General features: G+C 58.3%; 16 protein-coding genes. 8 read left to right on the forward strand and 8 right to left on the reverse strand.

Annotated elements, in window-relative coordinates:
- The first annotated feature begins 54 nt into the window (after positions 1 to 54).
- From tsaA to msub_RS09075, 7 genes are all read left to right on the forward strand, one after another.
- Positions 55 to 798, forward strand: coding sequence for a tRNA (N6-threonylcarbamoyladenosine(37)-N6)-methyltransferase TrmO (gene tsaA / locus msub_RS09045; RefSeq protein ID WP_048495706.1), 744 nt, complete (start codon positions 55 to 57; stop codon positions 796 to 798).
- A 43-nt stretch (positions 799 to 841) separates the two neighbouring features.
- Positions 842 to 3,193: a response regulator gene (locus msub_RS09050; protein ID WP_048495707.1), complete on the forward strand. Its 2,352-nt coding sequence runs from the start codon at positions 842 to 844 to the stop codon at positions 3,191 to 3,193.
- 48 nt (positions 3,194 to 3,241) lie between these two features.
- A complete protein-coding gene (gene yacG, locus msub_RS09055) occupies positions 3,242 to 3,430 on the forward strand; it encodes a DNA gyrase inhibitor YacG (RefSeq protein WP_048495708.1) in 189 nt (62 codons plus the stop codon).
- A 117-nt stretch (positions 3,431 to 3,547) separates the two neighbouring features.
- Positions 3,548 to 4,108: a YfaZ family outer membrane protein gene (locus msub_RS09060; protein ID WP_048495709.1), complete on the forward strand. Its 561-nt coding sequence runs from the start codon at positions 3,548 to 3,550 to the stop codon at positions 4,106 to 4,108.
- Positions 4,109 to 4,230: 122 nt separating this feature from the next.
- Positions 4,231 to 6,402, forward strand: a complete 2,172-nt coding sequence (locus msub_RS09065) for a hypothetical protein (protein ID WP_048495710.1) — start codon at positions 4,231 to 4,233, stop codon at positions 6,400 to 6,402.
- Positions 6,403 to 6,494: 92 nt separating this feature from the next.
- A complete protein-coding gene (locus tag msub_RS09070; protein WP_048495711.1) occupies positions 6,495 to 7,430 on the forward strand; it encodes a glucosaminidase domain-containing protein in 936 nt (311 codons plus the stop codon).
- A 12-nt stretch (positions 7,431 to 7,442) separates the two neighbouring features.
- On the forward strand, positions 7,443 to 8,345 hold the full coding sequence (locus msub_RS09075) for an acyltransferase (protein ID WP_048495712.1): 903 nt from the start codon (positions 7,443 to 7,445) through the stop codon (positions 8,343 to 8,345).
- 36 nt (positions 8,346 to 8,381) lie between these two features.
- On the opposite strand, the gene msub_RS09080 is transcribed toward msub_RS09075, so the two are convergent.
- From msub_RS09080 to zapE, 5 genes are all read right to left on the reverse strand, one after another.
- Positions 8,382 to 11,084: a helix-turn-helix transcriptional regulator gene (locus msub_RS09080; RefSeq protein WP_048495713.1), complete on the reverse strand. Its 2,703-nt coding sequence runs from the start codon at positions 11,082 to 11,084 to the stop codon at positions 8,382 to 8,384.
- A gap of 214 nt (positions 11,085 to 11,298) precedes the next feature.
- Positions 11,299 to 12,660, reverse strand: a complete 1,362-nt coding sequence (locus tag msub_RS09085) for a DUF1329 domain-containing protein (RefSeq protein ID WP_048495714.1) — start codon at positions 12,658 to 12,660, stop codon at positions 11,299 to 11,301.
- A gap of 33 nt (positions 12,661 to 12,693) precedes the next feature.
- Positions 12,694 to 14,586 (reverse strand): DUF1302 domain-containing protein, encoded by a 1,893-nt coding sequence (locus msub_RS09090; RefSeq protein ID WP_048495715.1) that lies wholly within the window; start codon positions 14,584 to 14,586, stop codon positions 12,694 to 12,696.
- Between the two features lie 295 nt (positions 14,587 to 14,881).
- Positions 14,882 to 16,066 (reverse strand): thiolase family protein, encoded by a 1,185-nt coding sequence (locus msub_RS09095; RefSeq protein WP_048495716.1) that lies wholly within the window; start codon positions 16,064 to 16,066, stop codon positions 14,882 to 14,884.
- A gap of 86 nt (positions 16,067 to 16,152) precedes the next feature.
- The gene (gene zapE, locus msub_RS09100; RefSeq protein WP_227506789.1) at positions 16,153 to 17,250 is read right to left on the reverse strand and encodes a cell division protein ZapE; all 1,098 of its coding nucleotides are present in this window, start codon (positions 17,248 to 17,250) and stop codon (positions 16,153 to 16,155) included.
- 231 nt (positions 17,251 to 17,481) lie between these two features.
- On the opposite strand from zapE, the gene msub_RS09105 reads away from it, so the two are divergent.
- Positions 17,482 to 17,922, forward strand: coding sequence for a YhcB family protein (locus msub_RS09105; protein WP_048495718.1), 441 nt, complete (start codon positions 17,482 to 17,484; stop codon positions 17,920 to 17,922).
- A gap of 227 nt (positions 17,923 to 18,149) precedes the next feature.
- Here the strand turns inward: msub_RS09105 and msub_RS09110 are convergent, their stop codons facing one another.
- From msub_RS09110 to hisD, 3 genes are all read right to left on the reverse strand, one after another.
- Complete coding sequence (locus msub_RS09110; protein WP_048495719.1) at positions 18,150 to 18,893, reverse strand: Nif3-like dinuclear metal center hexameric protein; 744 nt, start codon at positions 18,891 to 18,893, stop codon at positions 18,150 to 18,152.
- Positions 18,894 to 19,060: 167 nt separating this feature from the next.
- Positions 19,061 to 20,113 (reverse strand): histidinol-phosphate transaminase, encoded by a 1,053-nt coding sequence (hisC, locus tag msub_RS09115; protein WP_048495720.1) that lies wholly within the window; start codon positions 20,111 to 20,113, stop codon positions 19,061 to 19,063.
- Between the two features lie 276 nt (positions 20,114 to 20,389).
- On the reverse strand, positions 20,390 to 21,697 hold the full coding sequence (hisD, locus tag msub_RS09120) for a histidinol dehydrogenase (protein WP_048495721.1): 1,308 nt from the start codon (positions 21,695 to 21,697) through the stop codon (positions 20,390 to 20,392).
- Positions 21,698 to 21,787: the final 90 nt, after the last annotated feature.

The following is a 21,787-nucleotide window of genomic DNA, read 5'->3' on the forward strand; positions in this document are numbered from 1 at the left end:
TGGGGTCAGATGAAGGCTTTCATCTGACCCCAGATGTTCCGTTCCGGAGATCAGATGTCCCGACACCCATCAAAACCTGCTGCTGAAGCGCTGACACTGACGCCGATTGCCATCACCCGCTCCTGCTTCCGGGACAAGTTCGGTGTGCCGCGGCAGCCTGGGCTGACCCGCCATGCCAGGGCGGATCTGGTTATCCAGCCGCCGTTTGACCGGGAAGATGCCTTCCGGGGCCTGGAGACCGCCAGCCATCTCTGGTTGACCTTCCAGTTCCACGAGGCGGTGCGCGCTGAATGGCGGCCGGTGGTGCGCCCTCCCCGCCTGGGCGGTAACCGCAAGATGGGCGTATTTGCCAGCCGGTCGCCCTTCCGGCCCAACAGCCTGGGCCTGTCAGTGGTTCGCAATGAGGGGTTGGCCCGAATTGATGGCAGGCTGGTGCTGCGCATCCGCGATCATGACTTGATCGAGGGCACGCCGGTTCTGGATATCAAACCTTACCTGCCGTTTGCCGATTCGGTGCCTGAGGCCACCCTGGGCTGGGCTGATTCGCCGCCCACGGAAAGACTGGAGGTTGTGTTTCTGCCGGAAGCGGAGCAGCAGATCCGCCAGCTTGCACCGGAACGTTACCCGGAACTGCGCCCGCTGATTGAAGACGTGGTGGCTTACGACCCTCGCCCGTCGTTTCGCCGCGGGCGGGAGGAAGATCGCATATACGGCGCCCACCTGTACGACCTGAACGTGCGCTTCCGGTTTGTGAGTGATCATTCACCGAAACGTGTCGAAGTGCTAACGGTCTGTTAAACTCATTTTGATGATTTTGTAGTCGACACAGGGAATTTGTGCCTTGCCTTCAACGCGGTTGTTCAAACGATTGGGAATCCGGCCACTGGCGGCAAGGCTGCTCGTCTACGTACTGCTGTTCAGCCTGCTGTTATCACTGGTGGCTACCGGCGTTCAGATGATCGGCGAGTTCGAACGCCGGAAAGCAGACTTGCTGAGTACCCAGACCCGGGCCGCGGAGCTGGTTTCCGGCACCATGAGCAATAACATCTGGCTGATGAATTTCAGCGAGGTAGCCAACAGTCTGGACGATATGAAGGCCGTTCCTGCTGTCCAATACGCCCGTGTAATCACCAGCACCGGTGAGGAATTCAGTACCGGCACCTATCCCGCAGGCCGCGTAATTTCCCAGAGCTTTCCCCTGGTTTTTGATCGCTCCATCAACCGCAACCCCGAAAAGGTAGGCACGCTGACGCTTACCTCCTCCATCGATCAGATTTACGCAGAGCTGCGCAACCGGGCCCTGCTAAACCTGTTGTTCCAGTCTATCGTGGTGATGCTGGGCACCCTCGGGTTATTGGTGATCGTACGCCTGACCCTGTCCCGGCATCTGGAAGCCATGGCCGACTACGCCGCCCGGCTGAACCTGGATGCCCTGGTAGACCCGCTCAAACTGAAACGCAAGCCCCGGAAAACGCCGGACGAACTCTCAGAACTGGAGCAGGCCCTGAACAAGATGCGCCTGCAGATTCTGGAAGACACCCGCTCCCTGCGCCAGACCACGATCCAGTCCCAGGGCGAGCGGGACCAGGCAGTGCGGGCCAATCACGCCAAGAACCAGTTTCTGGCCAATGTCAGCCACGAACTGCGCATTCCCCTGCAGTCCGTGCTGGGTTATGCCAACCTGCTGACAGACACGCCCCTGGATCAGGAACAGAGCGAGTATGTCCAGACGCTGTTGAGTGCCTCGGAGAGCCTTTCCGCCATCATCAACGACCTGCTGGATATTTCGAGTATGGAAGCCGGCAAGCTGGTGCTGGATAACATTCCGTTTGATCTGCGGGAAACCCTGAACGACCTGGTACACATGCTCGGCTCCCGGGCCCGGGAAAAAAGCCTGGCACTGGAGCTGCGCATAGACGAGAACCTGCCCTGGGCCCTGAAGGGCGACCCGGTGAGGATCCGCCAGATCCTGCTTAACCTCACCTCCAATGCCATAAAGTTCACCGATTCCGGCCACGTACTGATCAGTATTGAAGTTCTGGGCCGTCGGGACGACAGGGCCCGGCTTCGTCTGGCGGTGGAGGATACCGGCGTCGGCATCAACCCGGAAGATGTGCCCCTGGTGTACGAGCCTTACGTGCAACTGGGCCAGCAGTTTCAGCGCCAGCTTCCCGGTGCGGGCCTGGGCCTCACCATCTGCCGGCAACTGGTGAACCTGATGGATGGCTCACTGGAGCTGGAGAGCCGCCCGGGCGAAGGCTCCACCTTCTGGATGGAACTGACCCTGCCGGTTGCACCGGAGAACGCCACCCGGGTCAGGCCGGACACCCGCATGGTCAAGAACCGCCGGATTCTGGTGGTGGACTCCTACGAACTCTCCCGCAAGATCACCCTGGAAATGCTGTCGCGCCACGAGGTGCATATCGAGGCGGTAAAGTCCGCTGGTGAGGCACTGACATCCCTGCGTACCGCGTTCGATGGTCAAGAGCCGTTCGACGCCATTATTCTCGACGGCTTTGTGCCGGATATGGACAGCGACCTGTTGTGCCGGCAGATTCGTAGCAATCCGCTGTGGGCGGATATGCGCCTGCTGATTCTCTCGTCCAACCCGCAGCGGGGCGATGCCGAGCATTTCCGGCAGGCCGGGGCCGATGCCTTTCTCAGCAAATCCCTCCGGGAATCCTGCCTGCCCCCCATCCTGAATCAGTTATTTGCCGACACTGCGCGGCATGAACGGCGTTTCCTGACCCGTTTCTCGCTGCAGGCGACCACTGACTCGGCCCGGCGGCGCGAGTTAACCTGCGGTCGCATGAAGGTACTTCTGGTGGAGGACAACCCGGTAAACCGCACCCTCACCCGACGGCTTCTGGAGAAACTGGGGTGTGATGTGATGACCGCCAATGATGGTGAGGCCGCCACCAGCCTGTGGCAATGGCACCCCTTCGACCTGATATTCATGGATTGTGTCATGCCCAGGGTAGACGGCTTTGAGGCCACCCGCCGGCTCCGGGAGTGGGAACAGACCCAGAACCAGGAACGTATTCCGGTCATCGCCCTGACCGCAAGCGCCATGGAAGAAGATGAAGAACGCTGCCGCCGCTGCGGCATGGATTTATTCGTTGCCAAGCCTGTCAATATTGAAATGCTACGGGCAGTACTGGAACAATACTGCAAAGCGTCCGCCGCCTCCTGAATCCCGGAGCGGGGACACCCAGTTACGTTTCGATAACCCAAGGCAGCCATGAACGTTCAATGCCCTACCTGTAAAAAGTCCGTGGAATGGATTGAATCCAACCCCTGGCGCCCGTTCTGCTCGGAGCGCTGCAAGATGATCGATCTGGGCGCCTGGGCCAATGAGGAATACCGGGTACCCGCCGAAAACGCCTCACCGGAGGATCTTGACCAGGGCGGGGAAACCACCCGGCACTGAACACCGGCAATCGGAAGCTGCAGGTTAACGGCGACTTACCGCCATTTAAGTTGAGTGGTTTCTGGCGCCCCGTTAACATACGGCCAAATCTATTAATAACTTACCGAAGGTGCACATATGAAAGCGTCCCGGATTTCCCTGATGATTCTGTCTCTGGCAGCCACACCCGCGTTTGCCGCAGATCTAGACCTGAGCCTGACCAACGAATCAGTAAAAGGTCAGGTCAATTTCTTTGGCGCCAGCAATGATATCCAGGTCGGCACGGGTTACACCTATCACGAAGGCGGCCGTGACATATTCAATGCCGATTTTCACGCTCAGGGTCGAACCGCCATTGGCAACCTGCCAACCACGGCCGGCCTCGGCCTGCGCGGCATCTACTGGGATCAGAGCCGGGCAAACGGCGGTGCTGTTGGGCTTGGCGGGTTCGCGACCGTGAATATTCCAAGGGTTCCTGGCCTGTCGTTCACCGGCGGCCTGCACTACGCGCCCAGCATTCTTTCCTTTGGCGACTCTGAAGACATGACCAGCCTGGAACTGCGTGGCAGCTACCGGGTTATCCGGAACGCAGAAGTGTTTGCCGGATACCGTTACCTGAACACCGAACTGGATTATGCCGGTAGCGGTGACGTGAATCTGGACGAAGGCGTCATGGCTGGTTTGAAAATTTTCTTCTGATTACTCACCTCGGAATCGGGCGCCCTCCCGCTCTGGACGCCCGATTCGTGCCTTCCCTCACGCTTTCCCTGGAATTCGATTGTTAGACTGCGTTTCTGTACTTTCACCATGGACAGTCACGCATGCGATTTCCACTCGGTTTGCTCCTCTGCACCACCCTGTTGCTCACGGCGGGGTGCGGAAGCGGCGAAGATGCCATTGAAGGCGCAGGTGCCCAACCTAACGACTTTGCCGACAGCAAGAATCCGGCAAACGACTTCAGCCCGGGCAGCACCGGTGACTCCACTAACGCGGGCGGGCTGGCAACCAACGAAGTCCGGGTTACCATGGAGGTACCGGGCGGTGTCACCACCGAGGGCACCCCAACCCGCCGCAACCTCAGGATCGTCCAGCCCGACAGGGTGAGTGTTTACTACACCAACACGGCCCTGCAGAACCTGGGTGAGCCCCCGATTTCGACCCGCACCGATAGCGACGGCTTTACCATCATTGAGTTTACTGAGGGCCTGCCCCTGGGCCCGAACGTGATCATTGAGGCTGTCTACGGCAACACCCGCATGCGAGCGCTCGCCGCCGATGCGGACCAGGATGTGAAGGTTAACCCCTTCTCCGAATACCTGGTGGCTACCGCCCTCAGCAACTACACCTCAGGGGAGTTCCAGACCATTCTCGATTGCGTGGCAGACCAGGGGGGCGAGCTGTGCCTCAACAAGTATGTCTGGTCCACCCTGGCGGATCAGGTTCACGATTTTGAGATCGACATTCCCTCCAACGCCGATTTGCAGGGCGCCTTGAGCCTGCTCTCCGAACGGGCTGATTTCGCCCGCTACGTGAGTGCCATGGCGGGATACGCCGTACTGGATGCCTCGTCTTCCGGCAAGATCAGCGCCAGTTCGGCGGACTACAACGCGGTTTTCCTGGGGATCGAGCTGGACCAGACCTTTCTGGAACCCTCCCTGGCCGGGTCGGGCCAGTGGGGTACTCGCACGGCTCAGGAAGAAGTGCTCAGCGATGTTAACGGCACGGGGTATGTCTATCCGGCCCTCACCCTGACCAGCTTCGATGCCTTCAACATCCGGGTCACCTCCCTGGCGAATGATATACCCTATGGCCGCGAAGCCCTGATTCATCAGGATGGCAACAATTTCTACGTGCGCGGCTCTGAAGCCTGGGAGCTCAATGTTCACTCCTCGGCTCCCGGCGCCGCCACGCTGCTGGACAACACACGCTTGCTGGCAGGCCGGGCGCTGTTCCAGAGCATCACCGGCAGGGGCAGCTCAAAGGTCATTGGCTGGACCCGCAATCCCTATTACCTCAACGCCTTCACCAGCGTCCCGGTGGATGAAACGACCGGGCCGGACCGGGTGGTCAGCGGATATTTCAGCGCCGGCAAGGCCATCGAACTGCAGGCCGAGGGCGACCAGTTACGGCGACTTGGCACTCTGGAAGAACAGTACGTCTCGGTACTCGAGATTGACCTTTTGCGCAAGCAGGGCTTCGACGCCAGCTCACTCAATGGCCGGGATTACAACATGGTTTACCTGGCTACCCGCTTCAGTGAGGGCAGCGTGCCCATGGCGGTGGAAACCGGCCTCGGCCAGTGGCAGATCGTCTCCGGCACCGTCGACCAGTCCAACACTTCCACAACGGTCCAGCGCGGCAGCGCCGGCGGGATTACCACAATTACCACCGGCCCCGGCACCGAGTCCTGGACCCTGAGCAACCGCACGTCCCGGCTGAGCACCAAAGACGCGAATATTGGCCGGCTGAACCTGGATATATCCGACCCCTCCGGTGACTTCGAGCAGCCGGATATCGGCATTGGCGCCAGCACTCCGGACGGCTCGCTGCTTGCCTTCAACCTGGATGACAGTCCCATGGGGGACGGTTTGCTGATTGCCGCCGAACAGACCAGCCTAAGCGCCCCTGCCAGCGGCCGCTTCCGCTTTCAGGGTATGGCGCTGGGGCTGGCGCCGGGCTCAAACCGGCTCAGGCACTTCGACAATGCGCTGCTGACAATTGACTCAGCCAGCACGGCAACGCTCTCGCCCGTTACCCTGACCAGCAAGCATTCGGTGGACAACGAGACAGTCACACCTCCGCGGCTTGAACAGAATCCGAGCATCGCCCTGACCTACACCCAGACCGGTGACGGCCGCGTTCAGTTCAGTGCCGGCAATCTGGTGCTCGAAGGGTTTTATACCGCCAGCCAGGACCAGTTCTACCTGAGGCTCCTGGCTGCAGACGCGTCCGAGGAACAGGCAGGGCTGGTGATCGCCACGCGAGCGCCCTGAGCCGGCCTTCGCCCGGCCATAAAACCCAACTGGCAGTTTCGACCGTATAACCTGTTATAATTATTGCCATATCGACGTTGACGAGAGGTTTTATGTCTGCAGGTACACGGGCGATTATGCTAATGGTCCCGCTGATTGCGTTTGCCATCGGGGGTGGACTTTATACACCGTCTGAAAGTTCGGGCCAGAGTCGTTCCGACAACAATGGGTCCGAGCCCGCACTGTCATCCCTGCCCCCTCTTCCCGAATGGGCCAACGATGAGTTGCCGGATTTCACACAGTACCAGGACACCACCGAAAAGAAGGCCGCGTTCTTTGCATTCCTGTATCCCCGCATTGTTCTGGCCAACTCGCGAATTCTCATCGAGCGCGATTACCTGGAGAGCCTCTCCAAAAAAGAGAAACTGACAGCCCGGGAGTACCGCTGGCTGGCGCAGGAATCCGAACGGCTGCGGGTGGATGCCGAACCTGGCAGCAAAGAGCAGTTTGCCCTGCTTCGCAAACGCCTTGATGTGATTCCTCCGTCGCTGATCATGGCTCAGGCTGCCAATGAATCCGCCTGGGGCACTTCACGCTTTGCCATCAAGGGCAACAACCTGTTTGGCCAGTGGTGCTTTTCGAAAGGCTGCGGGCTGGTGCCTCGCGGGCGGGCCGAGGGCGCCAGCCATGAGGTGGCGGACTTCGCCTCACCCTACCGCTCGGTGCGGGCCTACATCCAGAACCTGAATCGCCACCCCACCTACCAGACGCTTCGGGATGTGCGCCTGAACGATCGCCGCAACAGCGAGCCACTCTCCGGCGTTGAGCTCGCCGAAGGGCTGCTTGGCTATTCCGAACGTGGCAAGGAGTACGTTGAGGAAATACGGGCGATGATTCACTACAACAATCTGGAATTTTACGACGATGACTTCCGGAACGTGATCCGGGATCTGACGCCGGACAGCCTCGAACGACTAGCCTCTACCGAGGCGGAAATCCGCCTGCTGCCCCGCCAGTCGTCACTGAACAGCACCCCGACGGAAGGCTAGAGACACCCCTGCATGCTTGATTTGCTCCCTGCGCCGCTGAAGGGAACTCTGGCGGCCCTGCTCATTCTTTGTAACACGTTTATCCTGTTCCCGGTTCTGCTGGTGTTCGCCCTGCTCAAACTCGTTCTGCCTCTGGAGGCCGTTCGCAAAGGCTGCACGGTGATCCTGAACACGATCGCCTGGCTTTGGATTGGCTTCAACAATCTGCTGATGGACCTGCTTCACCGGGTAGCCTGGGAGGTGCGGGGAGCGGAGAACCTGAGCCGTGAGCACTGGTACTTCATTACCTGCAACCACCAGAGCTGGGCCGACATCCCGGCTATTCAGTACGTTCTGAACAGCCGGATACCCTTGCTGAAGTTTTTCCTGAAAAAAGAGCTGATCTGGATACCGTTTCTGGGCATTGCCTGGTGGGCCCTGGATTTTCCGTTCATGCACCGGCACACCAAGGAGCAAATCGCCAAGCGGCCAGAGCTGAAAGGCAAGGATGTCGCCGCCACTCACGCTGCCTGCGAAAAATTCCGCTACACCCCGGTCACCATTTTCAACTTCATGGAAGGGACCCGCTTTACCCCGGAGAAACAGCGCCGCCAGAACTCGCCCTACCGCCACCTGCTAAAACCCAGGGCCGGTGGTACCGCCTTTGTGCTTGGCGCCATGGGCGAGATGATCCACACCATGCTGGATGTCACCATCGTATACCCGGAGGGACGAGCGGGGTTCTGGGATTATCTGTGCGGGCGCATCCGCAGGATCATCATCGACATTCGGATTCGTGAGATTCCGGGGGAATATCTGGGGATGGATTACGAAAACAACCGGGAAACGCGGGCCTCGTTTCAACGCTGGGTCAGCGAAGTGTGGGCTGAGAAGGATGCGCGGATTGAGGTGCTGCGGGCCGAAGCTAAAAGCTGAAAATGGGTTCTGACCCCGTGGGGTCAGACCCCTTCTTCATAGCAAGCCGAGTTCTCTGGCCCGCACGATCGCCTGAGTACGGGACTTCACCTCCAGCTTGGCATTAATCCTTCGCGCGTGGGTTTTCACGGTGTGAAGGGAGATGTGAAGCTTGTCGGCGATTTCCTGGTTCGATAGCCCTTTAGCGATCAACTCCAGGACACCCTGCTCCCGGTCACTGATCGGTTCTGCCAGGGCTTCGGCACCGCCAACCGCCGGTTTCAGTTCGAACAGTTCGCCAAGGGCATCCTTGAACGGGCCTTCAGGAAGCTGGCCGAAACCCTTCTCCATCAGCCCCTGAAGCTCGCCCCGCAACTCCGAAAACGGGCTGATAAAGTGCTCGCGGGCGGCTTCGGTAACAACGGCAACCAGAATTTTCTGTGCAACCACCGGGCCTTTCTCGTCCTGGACAATGACCGCCTCAAGCAACCGCATATGCAATTCAACTCCCCACGGGATCGCGCCTTCGTATCGCTCGCGAATGCCCTGCAGGGTTTCCCTGGCGCGTATCAGGTCGCCACGAGCCAGATCAACCCGGACCTGCAGGCAATCCAGCAGGCCTGGCATCATGGGGAACAGTTCCGGCACGCAGCCCGCCTCACGGTAAGGCGCCAGTTTGCTGACCGCCTGACTGGCGCTATCAACCTCATTCAGGGCCAGCCAACAACTGGCCTTCAGGGCCTCCAGAACCGGCACAAACAGCGATTCGTCCACCTGCCACGAGTGCATGGTTCGCTCGGCCCGGCCAATCCAAACAAAGGCATCGTCCAGCCGGCCCTGGGCCCGGCACATCAGCACCCGGATGGTCATTGCCAGGAGCAGCCCCAGATCCCGGGTCTGTTCAGCATGCCGGCCGCAGTTAACCAGCAGCCTGTCAGCCTCGGCTTCCCGGCCCTGATGCCAGAGCACCAGCACCAGATTCAACTGAAGCCGGGTTTCGCCAATCCGGGCCGGGCGAGCCAGCTCCTGCATTGCCGTATCCAGTCCAGTACGCAGCAGTTGCTCAGCGTGTTTGAGGGCACCCTTGCCCAGCTCGATACGGGCATGGGCGTATACTGCCAGCGCTTCCGAGCCGGAATCGCCCGCTACCCGGGCCAGCCGCGCCGCCGCCCGGTTGGCGTCCCGGGCCTCCTGAAAACGCCCCGCAGCACACAGGGCGCTCGAACGCACCATCTGGGTGACCAGTTGGCCCTGGGTACTGAGCTCACCTTCGGCCAGGGCCCTGTCGGCCATGGCCAATGCCGGGGCAACGCTGCCCTCTGCCCTGAGAATAAAGGCCTCAAGAGCACAAATCCGAGCCACGTGCTCTTTCCGCTCGGTCTCAGACAGCCCCTCGATAAGTGTTCGGGCCTGGCGGAACTGACCGCCAATCGCATGAACCCAGCTGTATACGATTCTCAGGCGGGCACTGCGCTCCAGAAGCCGGGCTGGCATGCTCTTGCGAAGCCTGAGCAGTGACGCGGTATCCTGGCCCAACAGCAGGGCCTCGGAACCCTCGGAGGCGATTCGGATAACCTCGTCCGCATCGCCCGCCAACAGCGCATATTTCAATGCTTCCGGGAACTGATCACGCGCGCCAAACCAGCGACTGGCCTGAAGCATTCGCTCGGCGTAACCCACCATAACAGGCTCTCTGAGCCATTCCTGCAGCAGCGGGTTGAGCCGGTACCAGCGGCCACGGCCCGGCATGGGTTTGAGCGGGAGGCCTCGCTCGACAGCCTGGGACGGAATGATACCGGTATCCGGCAACAGCGGTGCCAGCGCCAGGAACAACTCATCGGAACATAGCTCCAGCTCGGCAATACCACGCATGGAGCGGAACTGGCCCGGTGTCAGGCCGCCAAGCACCGACTCCTTGAGGAACCGCTCAACACCGGCCGTTTCCTGTATCGGTTTGCGCTCGGTATTGCCCGCTAATTCCCGCCGATAAAGCGCCAGTGGCGTTGCCCAGCCTTCGGTTATGTCGTAAAGATTGTCGACGGCTACGCTGGTCAGCTGGCTTGCTGTCATGGCCGGTTTGAAAAACTCGAAGGTTTCCGAGCGAGAGAACTCCAGAACTTCGGCGCCTATTCGGGTAAACCGGTTTTCAAGTTCGAGACCATGGGTTTCAAACGGCAGCGCCTTTCGGGAGATAAGGACGATAGAAGAGTCGGGCGGGAAGTCTGCAATCAGCTGTTGGAGCAGCTCGACCACGGCCGGGTTGCCCAGGTTCTGCAGGTTGTCAAGAACCAGAATCCGGGGCTTGTCATCACTCTTCCGCGCCAGCGCCACCAGCATCATCGCCAGGGTATCGGCGAAGTTTGCGCCACTCTGGTGCCCCTGATCAGGTGTTTCGGGCAGATCCAGGGCAATGGCAAGCAGTGCCAGAAAACGCGACGGTGCGTTGTCCTGGGTATTCAGCGATATCCAGCGCACCTGATCGCTCGACACACCAGAACCACCCAGCGCACCGACCACCGCATGGGATTTGCCGTAACCGCAGGGCGCTTCCATATACAGAACGCCACCTTCGTTCAGCGCCTCGGTAATCCTGCCTTCAAGCTTGGGCCTCGCCAGTGAGTCCGGTGGAACGGCTGGAATCTGAACTCTTTGCCTGAGCAGGTCTCTGACCAGTTCACCCCGCGGAAGACCACTGTTTGCTGATTGAAATTCATCGTTGGCTGCACAGCCATCATTGAATGGTTTCACGCACTGCCCCATTTAAATCCGGCTGAAATGCCTTGAACTGCCGGAAAAGTGGATCTTTGCACTGACTTTTGAGTGGCGACCGGCTTCGGGTACGCCTTTAGTATGATAGGAAGGTTAAACCAATTGAGGGGCGGGCTGCAAAATTTTGACGTGAAAGGATTTTATTACATGATAAAAAACGGCAGGCCCGAAGGCCTGCCGTATTCAACAACATCACCAGTAGCGCTTACCGGACACCCGCTCGGCGCAGTGCTGCCGGCGTATAGTCCCTCGAACTGCGCTCAATGCCGAAGACGTAAGGATCCTCTTCTTCGTTGGTCAGGCCCAGGGCCAGATAACGGCCGGAGAGAAGGTCATACAGAACCTCGATCGCGTACCAGGGTACAACCTGATCGTAAAACTGCATGGCATGGGCTTCCGCAACACGCCAGAGTTCGCCGCGGCCATCGTAATGGTCAATCACCGAGGCTTGCCAGGAGTCTTCATCGATGTAGAAGTCACGTTGGGCATAGACGTGGCGCGCGCCCTCTTTCAGGGTTGCCCGCACATGCCACACCCGGTGCAGTTCGTAACGGGTCAGCTTCTGGTTGATGTGGCCGGCATTGATAATCTGATCATAGCTCAGGCTCGGATCAACCAGCTTGTAGGAGTTGTACGGAATGTACATTTCCTTCTTGCCAACCAGTTCCCAGTTGTAGCGGTCCGGCGCACCGTTGAACATGTCGAAGTTATCAGAGGTACGCATGCCATCAGCCGCAGTACCCGGCCCGTCATAGGCAACCTGGGGCGCACGGCGAACACGGCGCTGACCGGCGTTGTAGACCCACGCACGGCGTGGTTCAGCCACCTGGTCAATGGTCTCGTGCACCAGCAGCACGTTGCCCGCCAGTCGTGCCGGACCAGTGATCGCCTGCTTGAAGTAGAACAGCACGTTGGGATCTTCTCCCGGATTGTAATCTTCCAGGTAGGTACGCCAGGTCAGCTCATCCTGGAATTTCACAACTGAGAAGTCACCATCAACCGTAGGCGTTACCTGGCCGACATTACGAAGTACAGAGCCACCGCGATAGCGGGTAATGTGGTTCCAGATCACTTCAAGACCGTTCTGGGGGATCGGGAAGGGCGTGGCAGACTGGTAGTTACCAAGACCATTACCGTCCTTGATGAGCTCGACAGTCGTTGCATTCTCGACCGTCTTCTCCATGACCTCCTTCGGGTAGGCCGCAGAACGATGGGTCTCGTACACCGGCATGAAGTAGTCATCGTAACGCTTGATCATGGCAACCTGCCCCGGGGACAGCTTGTCTTTGTACTGATCAACGTTACTCTGGTCAATAGTGAACTTCGGCTCTTCGTTGGGGTACGGGTTAACGTAGATACCGTCGCCCTTGTAGTTGGCCGGAGGAGCGGTCAGGCCACCGGTCCAGGCCGGGATTTCACCGCCATTGCCGGCTTTCATTGCGCCCATCGGGGTCAGCGATTCACCCAGCTTTGCCGCCTCTTCAGCAGAAACCGCACCCCAGGCCTGGCCTGCAAACATGCTTGCAGCCAGTACACCTGTAGCCAGTAGTTTCTTGTTCAATTTCATTTAAATTCCCTCGTTCAACGAATTCTTGCCGATTCAGAATGAGTACGAAACGCTGGCACTCACAAAATCACGGTCAGTCAACTCGTTATACGGCTTGCCGCCGAAAAAGTTTGTGTAGCCGATTTCACCGGTGATCTTGTTCTGATACACCGCCTCCAGTGACAGGCCGATCGCCTTGCTACCCTCGTTGAATGCACCTCCGGGTTGCGGGCTGTAGCCTTCCACGTCGTGACTCCAGGCCAACTGCGGTGACAGGTTCACACCGGCAAGGGCATTCGGATAGTCCCAAACCAGCCGTGTACGGTAACCCCAGGAGAAGTCGGTTGTGAAGCCTTCATTGTTGCAGTAGGAAACATTGATGTTTTCGGCACCCGCGCTCCCCTCACCGCTGCAAAGATCTCCGACTGTACTCGGGATGACACCCACACCAAAAGTCCCGGACCGACCATAACGTGCCTCATCGTAACTCGGTAGATCATGAACGTAAGTGGCACCAAATTCAGTGATCAGAGAAAGGCGGCTGGCACCCATTACCTGATCGAAGAATTTGATCAACGTAAACTGGGCTTGCGATACGTTGAACCGGTCGTAACCGGAAACCGCCTCGCCGGCAAAGTTACCATTACCGGAATCGTCAAGCAGCTGTTGCTCGAGAAGGCTCAGAACCTCCCCATTCGGTCCACGTTTCTGTGCACCACCGTAAAGCAACTCAAACGCGTTCCACTGCAACGGCATGTTATCGCGGAAGCTGTACTCCGCGCCCAGCGACCAGCCACCCGGGGTAGTGGTGTTGATGCTGATCCCGTAAAGATTGATATTTTCCGGATACTCGATGAAGTAGCTCGGGAAGGTGGAATATGGTTTTGACGGGTCGTTTTTCTGCGTCCCAGTTGGACTGGAAGGATTACTCACGACGCCACTGACGTAGGGCAGACGGCTGTTGTACTTGATGTAGTAGAAACCCAGCTCGGAATCGTTCAGGGCAGGTACATACCAGCGCAGAGCTACACCGAACTGGTCTTTCGCATCGGCTTCTTTATCGCCAAGGCGCGGGGAAACAAAACCCTGTGCATACGCCTGGGAATCCGACAACTGACCAGCCAGGAGTACCGGGCCACAGCCATCGGCGGCGAAGTCGTTAGTGGAGAAGAAGGTGCCACAATCGTCCGGGCGTACTGGCTCCCAGTCGGTCTGGACGAACGTTTCCAGGGTAATGTTTTCCAGTATGCCGGCCGACATATAGAACATCTCAACGGGCAGCAGCGCGTCTTTCAATTGGGAGCCCGGGGCCCGGAAGGCCGGAACATCCACCGGGTTGATGGTATTGATCCCGCCTTGGATGAACGTACTCTCACCCCAGCTCAGAACCTGCTGACCATAACGCAGACTGACCGGCACGTTGCCAAAGTACCAGTCGGAAAACACGTAGGCATCCAGAAGCTCTCCACCGGAGGCATTATCCGCGGCTTGGGGGTTGAGCTCCCGCTGCTGACCAACGTAATCCACAGCGCGCTGCTCGTCTTTCAATTCGAAATCGTACCAGTAGCGACCACGCAGCAGACCGCCTACCCGCGTCAGCATATCGCTGTTCACGTCGTAGTTAAGAAAGAGTTCACTGTTGCCTTTGACAATCTTGGAGTAGGTATCCCATTGCTCGAAGTTCAGGTTACCGTCATCGTAGTTGTTGGTTGAAGCACCGGTAGTGGTGTTCGCGAATTGCGGGCCCAGGTTACCCTGGGCGATCAGCCGGGCATCACGATCGGCAACCCGCCAGCCTACACCGGCAGACAATGTGGTGTTGAACTGGGCGTCCACGTCTCCCAAATAGAATGAATAGGCAGCCGCCTGACCGGACATTCCGGCTGCAACTGCGACGGCCAGCGGCAATTTGGTCCAACGCTGCCATTGGTGTGTTTTTCTTGTCATTGGAAGGCTACTCCATTGTTGTTCTGAGTCGCTGCTCTGATTATTGGTGTTCACGATGTTTTGGAGGCTTCATGCACAGTGCTCGTGATGTTGGCACTATAGCTAACGCCTTCGGGCGCTTTGATCAGTCAAAAGTATGATTTTGCCCTCACACCCCGTTTACCGCCGGGATTCGTCGCACTGAATCACTATAGACAACAATGTTGTGGGCAACCAATAAAGCGGAACCCAAGAAAACGGGGTCAGATGAAAGCTTTCATCTGACCCCGTTTTGAAGCCAGCTCCGCAATCAGCCTTAGAGCATTTCGATAGCCATAGCCGTGGCTTCGCCGCCGCCAATGCAGAGCGCAGCGACGCCCTTCTTTTTGCCGTACCGCTGCAGAGCATACATCAGGGTAACCAGCAGGCGGGACCCGGTTGACCCGACGGGGTGCCCCTGGGCGCAGGCGCCACCGTGGATATTGACTTTTTCAGGGTCCAGGCCGAGTTCGCGGATGGGCATCATGGCCACCATGGCGAAGGCTTCGTTGATTTCGAACAGGTCGACGTCCTCCTTGCGCCAGCCGGTCTTGCCGAACAGGGTTTCGATAGCGCCAACCGGCGCGCAGGTGAACTCTGAGGGGTGCTGGGACTGAGTACTATGGCCGGCGATGCGAGCCAGGGGCTTGAGGCCGCGCTTTTCGGCCTCGGATTCGCGCATCAGGACCAGTGCGGAGGCGCCGTCGGAGATGGAAGAGGCATTGGCCGCAGTCACGGTGCCGTCTTTGGCAAACGCCGGGCGCAAGCTCGGAATCTTGTCGATGTTGGCGTTGTGGGGCTGCTCGTCATCTTCAACAACCACCTCGCCTTTGCGAGCCTTGACGGTAACCGGAACGATCTCGTCCTTCAGCAGACCTTCTTCAATGGCTTTCTTGGCGCGGGTCAGTGAAGTAATGGCGTACTCGTCCATTTCTTCCCGGGTGTAGCCCTTTTTGTCCGCCATTTCCTGGGCGAAGGCACCCATCAGGCGGCCGGTTTCGGCGTCTTCAAGTCCGTCCAGGAACATGTGGTCCTGTGGTGCCTGCCCCGGCCCCATGCGATAGCCGCTCCGCACACCCTGGAGTATGTAGGGGGCATTAGACATGCTCTCCATACCGCCGGCCACCATGATGTCATTGCTGCCGGCCTTTATCAGATCATGGGCGAACATGGCGGCTTTCATGCCGGAGCCGCAAAGCTTGTTGATGGTGGTGGCACCGGTATGATCCGGCAATCCGGCCTTGCGCATGGCCTGGCGGGCCGGGCCCTGCTTGAGGCCGGCAGGGAGAACGTTGCCCATGATGACTTCCTGCACATCCGCAGGCTGAAGGCCGGCCCGTTTCACAGCTTCGGCGATGGTGATGGCACCCAGGTCAGTGGCACTGACACTGGCCAGGCTGCCCTGGAATCCGCCCATCGGAGTACGGACGCCGCTTACGATCACTACGTTGTCACTGCTCATATCTGACTCTCTCCTAAAAGTGGGGTCAGATGAACTTGGGGTCAGATGAACTTTTCATCTGACCCCAAGTTCATCTGACCCCGATTTCATGGTTTGTGGGGTGCCTCGAGGTATTCTCTGGACTGCATCTCCAGCAGGCGGGATTCGGTGCGCTCGAATTCGAAACTCAGCCGGCCGCCGGTATAGAGCCCAGTAATGGGGGCGGCTGCGGAGATGATGACCTTGACGTTGCGGTCGTAGAATTCGTCAATCATGTTGATAAAGCGGCGGGCCTGATCGTCATTGTCCTTGCCGAGAACCGGAACGTTGCTGATGATGATGGCGTGGAACTGGCGGGCCATTTCGATGTAATCATTCTGGCTGCGGGGGCCGTCGCAGACGGCCTTGAAATCGAACCAGACCACATCATCCGCGTGGGCCTGGGCGGGAATCTTCCGACCATTGATTTCCATGGTTTTACTGTGTTTGCCGGCTTCAACCGCCAGTCCGTCGAAGCTCTTCCGGAGGCTGATGTCCGCGTCCTCATCCAGAGGCGAATGGAACAGCTCCGCCTGCTCAAGGGTCCGCAGCCGGTAGTCCACACCACCGTCAACGTTCACCACATCGGTGTGCTTTTTGACCAGTTCAATCGCGGGCAGGAAGCGGGCACGCTGAAGCCCGTCCTTGTAGAGCCCGTCTGGCACGATATTGGAGGTACACACCAGGGTCACACCCCGGCTGAACAGGCCGTCCATCAGGGTCGCCAGTATCATGGCGTCGCCGATGTCCGAGACGAAGAATTCATCAAAACAGATAACCCGGGTCTCGTCCGCGAACTTTCTGGAAACCAGCTCCAGGGGGTTCTTCTCTCCCTTGAGGGATTTGAGTTCGTTGTGAACCCGCTGCATGAACCGGTGAAAGTGCACCCGCATCTTGCGATCGAACGGCAGCGACTCGTAGAAAGTATCCATCAGGTAGGTCTTTCCGCGGCCTACACCGCCCCAGAAATACAGCCCCTTGACCGGCTTTTCGCGACCTTTTTTCAGTTTGCGGCGCAGTTTGGTCATTGCCTTGTTACGATCGCTTTCGGCTTCCACCAGTTTGTCGTACAGTGACTGCAGGCGCCTGACGGCATCTTCCTGGGCCGGGTCCTTCTGAAAATCCGGGCGCTCAAGATCCTTCTGGTAACGTTGCCAAGGGGTCAGGGTCGCACTGGTTTCGGAGGACATCGCAGCTGTCATCAAGGTATTCCCGGAAGTTGGTCGAAAATTTGGGCGCCGTATTGTCTCGCATTTGGCGATTTTTCGCCACGTCGGACGTCAGAGGAGCAATACGACGATTGGCGCAAGCGACAATCATGGGATGATGGCGCCCGGGGCGTTATACTCGTTAAGCAAGGGCTTGGCTCATTTCTAGGTAAAAGGACGACACAGCATATGACAAACCTGATTCTGGCAGCGATTGCCGCATTGGTTGTTGGCATTGTCATCGGGGTATTTGTTGGCCGTTCCGGGCAGGGAACGACGCTTCGGCAGCGCCGGGCGGAACAGCAGATTGACGAACTGAGAAGCGAATATACCCGCTACCAGGCCCAGGTGAATGAACATTTCATGGAGTCGGCCCACCTGCTGCGCCGGTTCAATGATGTCTACCGGGATGTAAACCAGCATCTGGCCCGTGGTGCCAATCGTCTTTGCAATGACGAGGACTGGATGGAGGAACTGGCGCAGGAGACCTCCAAGAAGCGCCTGGAGGAAGTCCGCGAGGATGCGGCCGAGCCGCCACGGGATTATGCGCCGAAGTCGGATCCGAAGGATACCGGGACGCTTGCTGAGGACTTCGGTCTGAAGAAGGGTGATAAGGCTCAGCAGGCCTGATTACTGCTAAACCCTCTAGAGCCTGTTAGCTTTTGTGCAGGAGCGGGCCAGAATGTGCTTTCCAAAACCCGCTCCTTGCGGCACGTCCCTGTGACGCTTGGGCTCCGCCATCCATGGCTACGCACAGTTTTGGAAAGCACATCCTGACCCGCTCGTTCTGACTGCAGTGCTATTCGCCTTTGAATCAGGGGTCAGATGAAAGCTTTCATCTGACCCCGTGTTCGCCGCTATACCGGATTGTCGCAATCGATGAATTGATGATTTACCCCGAACGCCTCAGCTAATGCCTTTCCGAGAGCCTGCACGCCATAACGCTCAGTGGCGTGATGACCAGCTGCATAGTAGTGGATACCACATTCTCTGGCCGTATGCGTCGTCGGCTCGGAGATTTCACCACTGATATAAGCGTCCAGGCCAGCATCCAGCGCGGTATTGATAAATCCCTGGGCAGCACCGGTGCACCACCCTACCCGTTTGATAGTTGCCGGACCCTCGCCAACCCAGAGCGGTTCCCGGTGAAGTTGCCTTGCGAGATGGAGACCGAATTTCTCGGGAGACATTGCCTCGTCCAGCTCACCTTCCCAGACCAAACCACCGAGTGGACGCGGATTCTTGATACCCAGAACGTCCGCTAACTGGCGATTGTTGCCATACTCCGGATGATCATCCAATGGGAGGTGGTAGGCGACAAGATTGATGTCGTTGTCCAGGAGTTGCTTCAGGCGTTCACGCTTCATTCCCTGAATGCGTTGGTCTTCGCCTTTCCAGAAGTAGCCGTGGTGAACGAGGATCATATCTGCGTTCGACTCGATGGCGGCTTCGATCAGCGCTTTTGAGGCGGTGACACCCGAAATAATAGTATTGATCTCGGACTTGCCTTCAACTTGGAGTCCGTTGGGGCAATAGTCCTGAAAGTCCCCCGGCTGCAGCCATTCGTTGATTTTATTCAGGATGTCGTTTCGGTTCGCCATAAATGCTTCACTCCGGACTATTTCAGAAAAGCTCAGACGAGCGAGGTAGGCGCCCCTTTCCGGGAATGTAGAGGGCCAAGGATGGCCCGAAACAAGCGCACATGGATGTGCTCGTAGCGGTTCCCGGGAAGGGGCGCCTACCTTGCTCTACCCGCCAACTAAACAGGCTAGAGAGACCGGAGCCCCCCAATCAATGCGTCATTCTGCTCGACCGTGCCAATGGTAATTCGCAGGAATTCGCTAATTCGGGGCTTGTTAAAGCGCCGGACAATAATGCCCTGCTCCCTCAGGCCTCTGGCCAAAACTTCCCCCGACTGCTCTTTATGACGGGCAAAGACGAAGTTCGCCTTTGAGGGTAACACCTCGAACCCAAGATCCTCGAGGGCGGCGGTTACACGCTCGCGCTCGGAGATCACGCCATCGCAGCACTTCCGGAACCAGGCTTCGTCCTCGTAAGCTGCTTTCGCACCGGCCAGGGCCAGGCGATCCAGCGGGTAGCTGTTGAAACTGTTTTTGACCCGGTTCAGGGCTTCGATCAGATCCGGATGGCCGACTGCGAAACCTACCCGTAAACCGGCCAGCGACCGGGCTTTGGAAAGCGTTTGGCAGACCAGCAGGTTCGGGTATTTGTCGACCAGGGTGATGGCACTCTCGCCGCCGAAGTCCACGTACGCCTCGTCAACCACGACGACGCGATCCGGGTTGGCCACCAGGATGTCTTCCACATGCTGCAACCCAAGATATCGCCCGGTCGGGGCATTCGGGTTCGGGAAGATTACCCCGCCGTTGGGCTGTTTGAAATCATCCGGGTTGATTTCGAAGCTTTCCGTCAGCGGTACTGTTTTGCTCTCGATGTTATAGAGGCCGCAGTAAACCGGATAGAAACTGTAGGTAATGTCCGGGAACAGGATTGGTTCGCCGTGCTGGAACAGGCCAAAGAAAATGTGGGCCAGCACTTCATCCGAACCGTTGCCCAGGAAGACCTGTTCCGGTTTCACCTTGTGGTAGGCCGCGATGGTCTGGCGCAGGCTTTCGCCTTCCGGGTCCGGATAAAGACGGAGGCCATCATTCACTTCGGCCCGGATGGCTTCGATGACTCTTGGTGAGGGGCCGAAGGGGTTTTCGTTGGTGTTCAGCTTCACCAGGTTGGCCATTTTTGGCTGCTCGCCTGGGACATAGGGAACCAGGTCGTTTACCAGGGGGCTCCAGAATTTGCTCATCGTTTTTGCACTCCATTTGGTGCTGACGGTCGCCTGTCAGGTTCCCTCCCGAGAACCGCTACAAGCACATCCATGTGCGCTTGGCTCCGGCCATCCATGGCCTCCGACATTCTCGGTAAGTGACCTGCCCGCCACCCTGCATACTTTGGGAGATAAACCACAGTCGGATTACGGCTTCGCCTAATCCGACCTACGGGATACCTGCGTCATTGGGTGATGTCGTCATGTAGGTCGGATTAGCGAAGCGTAATCCGACAACGAGTCCGACACTTAAACTTAATCCTTGATCCGATATTCCGCCGACCGCGCGTGGGCTGTTAACCCCTCGCCCCTGGCCAGAACCGATGCCACGCGCCCCATCCGGTCAGCACCACTGGCACTAAAGCCGATGATGGAGGACCTCTTCTGGAAATCGTAGACACCCAGAGGTGAGGAGAACCGTGCTGTGCCACTGGTGGGCAGCACGTGGTTCGGGCCTGCGCAGTAGTCGCCGAGCGCTTCCGCGGTGTAGCGGCCCATGAAGATGGCGCCGGCGTGGCGGATGTCTTCGAGCATCGCCTCCGGGTCTTCTACCGACAGCTCAAGATGTTCCGGCGCGATCCGGTTGGAGACGGCCGCGGCTTCTTTCAAATCGGCGACCTGGATCAAAGCGGCGCGGTCGGTGATGGAGGTACGGATTATGTCGGCACGCTCCATGGTTGGCAGTAATTTGTTGATGCTGGCTTCCACCGCATCCAGGAATTCGGCGTCCGGGCTGATCAGGATGGACTGGGCCTGCTCGTCGTGCTCGGCCTGCGAGAACAGATCCATGGCGATCCAGTCCGGGTCGGTTTTGCCGTCGCAAATCACCAGGATTTCCGAGGGGCCGGCGATCATGTCGATACCGACCACGCCGAAAACTTCCCGCTTGGCGGTGGCAACAAATATGTTGCCTGGGCCGACGATTTTATCGACGGCAGGGATGGTTTCGGTGCCATAGGCCAATGCGCCTACGGCCTGAGCGCCACCTACCGTGAATACCCGGTCGACACCGGCTATCGCTGCGGAGGCCAGCACCATGTCATTCACCACACCATCCGGTGTCGGGACGACCATCACTACTTCGCTCACCCCGGCAACTTTCGCGGGAATGGCGTTCATCAGCACAGACGACGGGTAAGCGGCCTTACCGCCGGGCACATACAAGCCGGCTCGATCCAGAGGTGTAACCTTCTGGCCAAGCACCGTGCCGTCTTCGTCTTCATAGTGCCAGGACTTCTGGTTCTGCCGCTCGTGATAGTCCCGGATCCGCTCAGCCGCCTTCTCAAGGGCGATGCGCTGGTCCCGGGGAATCACTTCCAGAGCTTGCTGCAAACGGCTTTGATCCATTTCCAGCTCGGCGACAGAGCCAACCTTCAAGCGATCAAACTTCTCGGTAAATTCAAGAACCGCCTGGTCACCGCGGGTTTTCACCTCATGCAGGATATGACGTACCGCCTCGTTCACCTGATGATCAACGCTGTCGTCCCAAGCCAGCAGTTTGGCCAGAGAACTGTCGAAGTCACTTTGGGAGGCGCTCAATCGCTTGATGGTTACGTCGGTCATTTCATCGTTCCTGCTGCAGGAGAACATTACTTTGGTCTTGATGCTGCTGCCAAATTTCCGGGGTCAGAAGAAAGCTTTCTTCAGACCCCT

The organism is Marinobacter subterrani (genome assembly GCF_001045555.1).
Taxonomy (GTDB): Bacteria; Pseudomonadota; Gammaproteobacteria; order Pseudomonadales; family Oleiphilaceae; genus Marinobacter; species Marinobacter subterrani.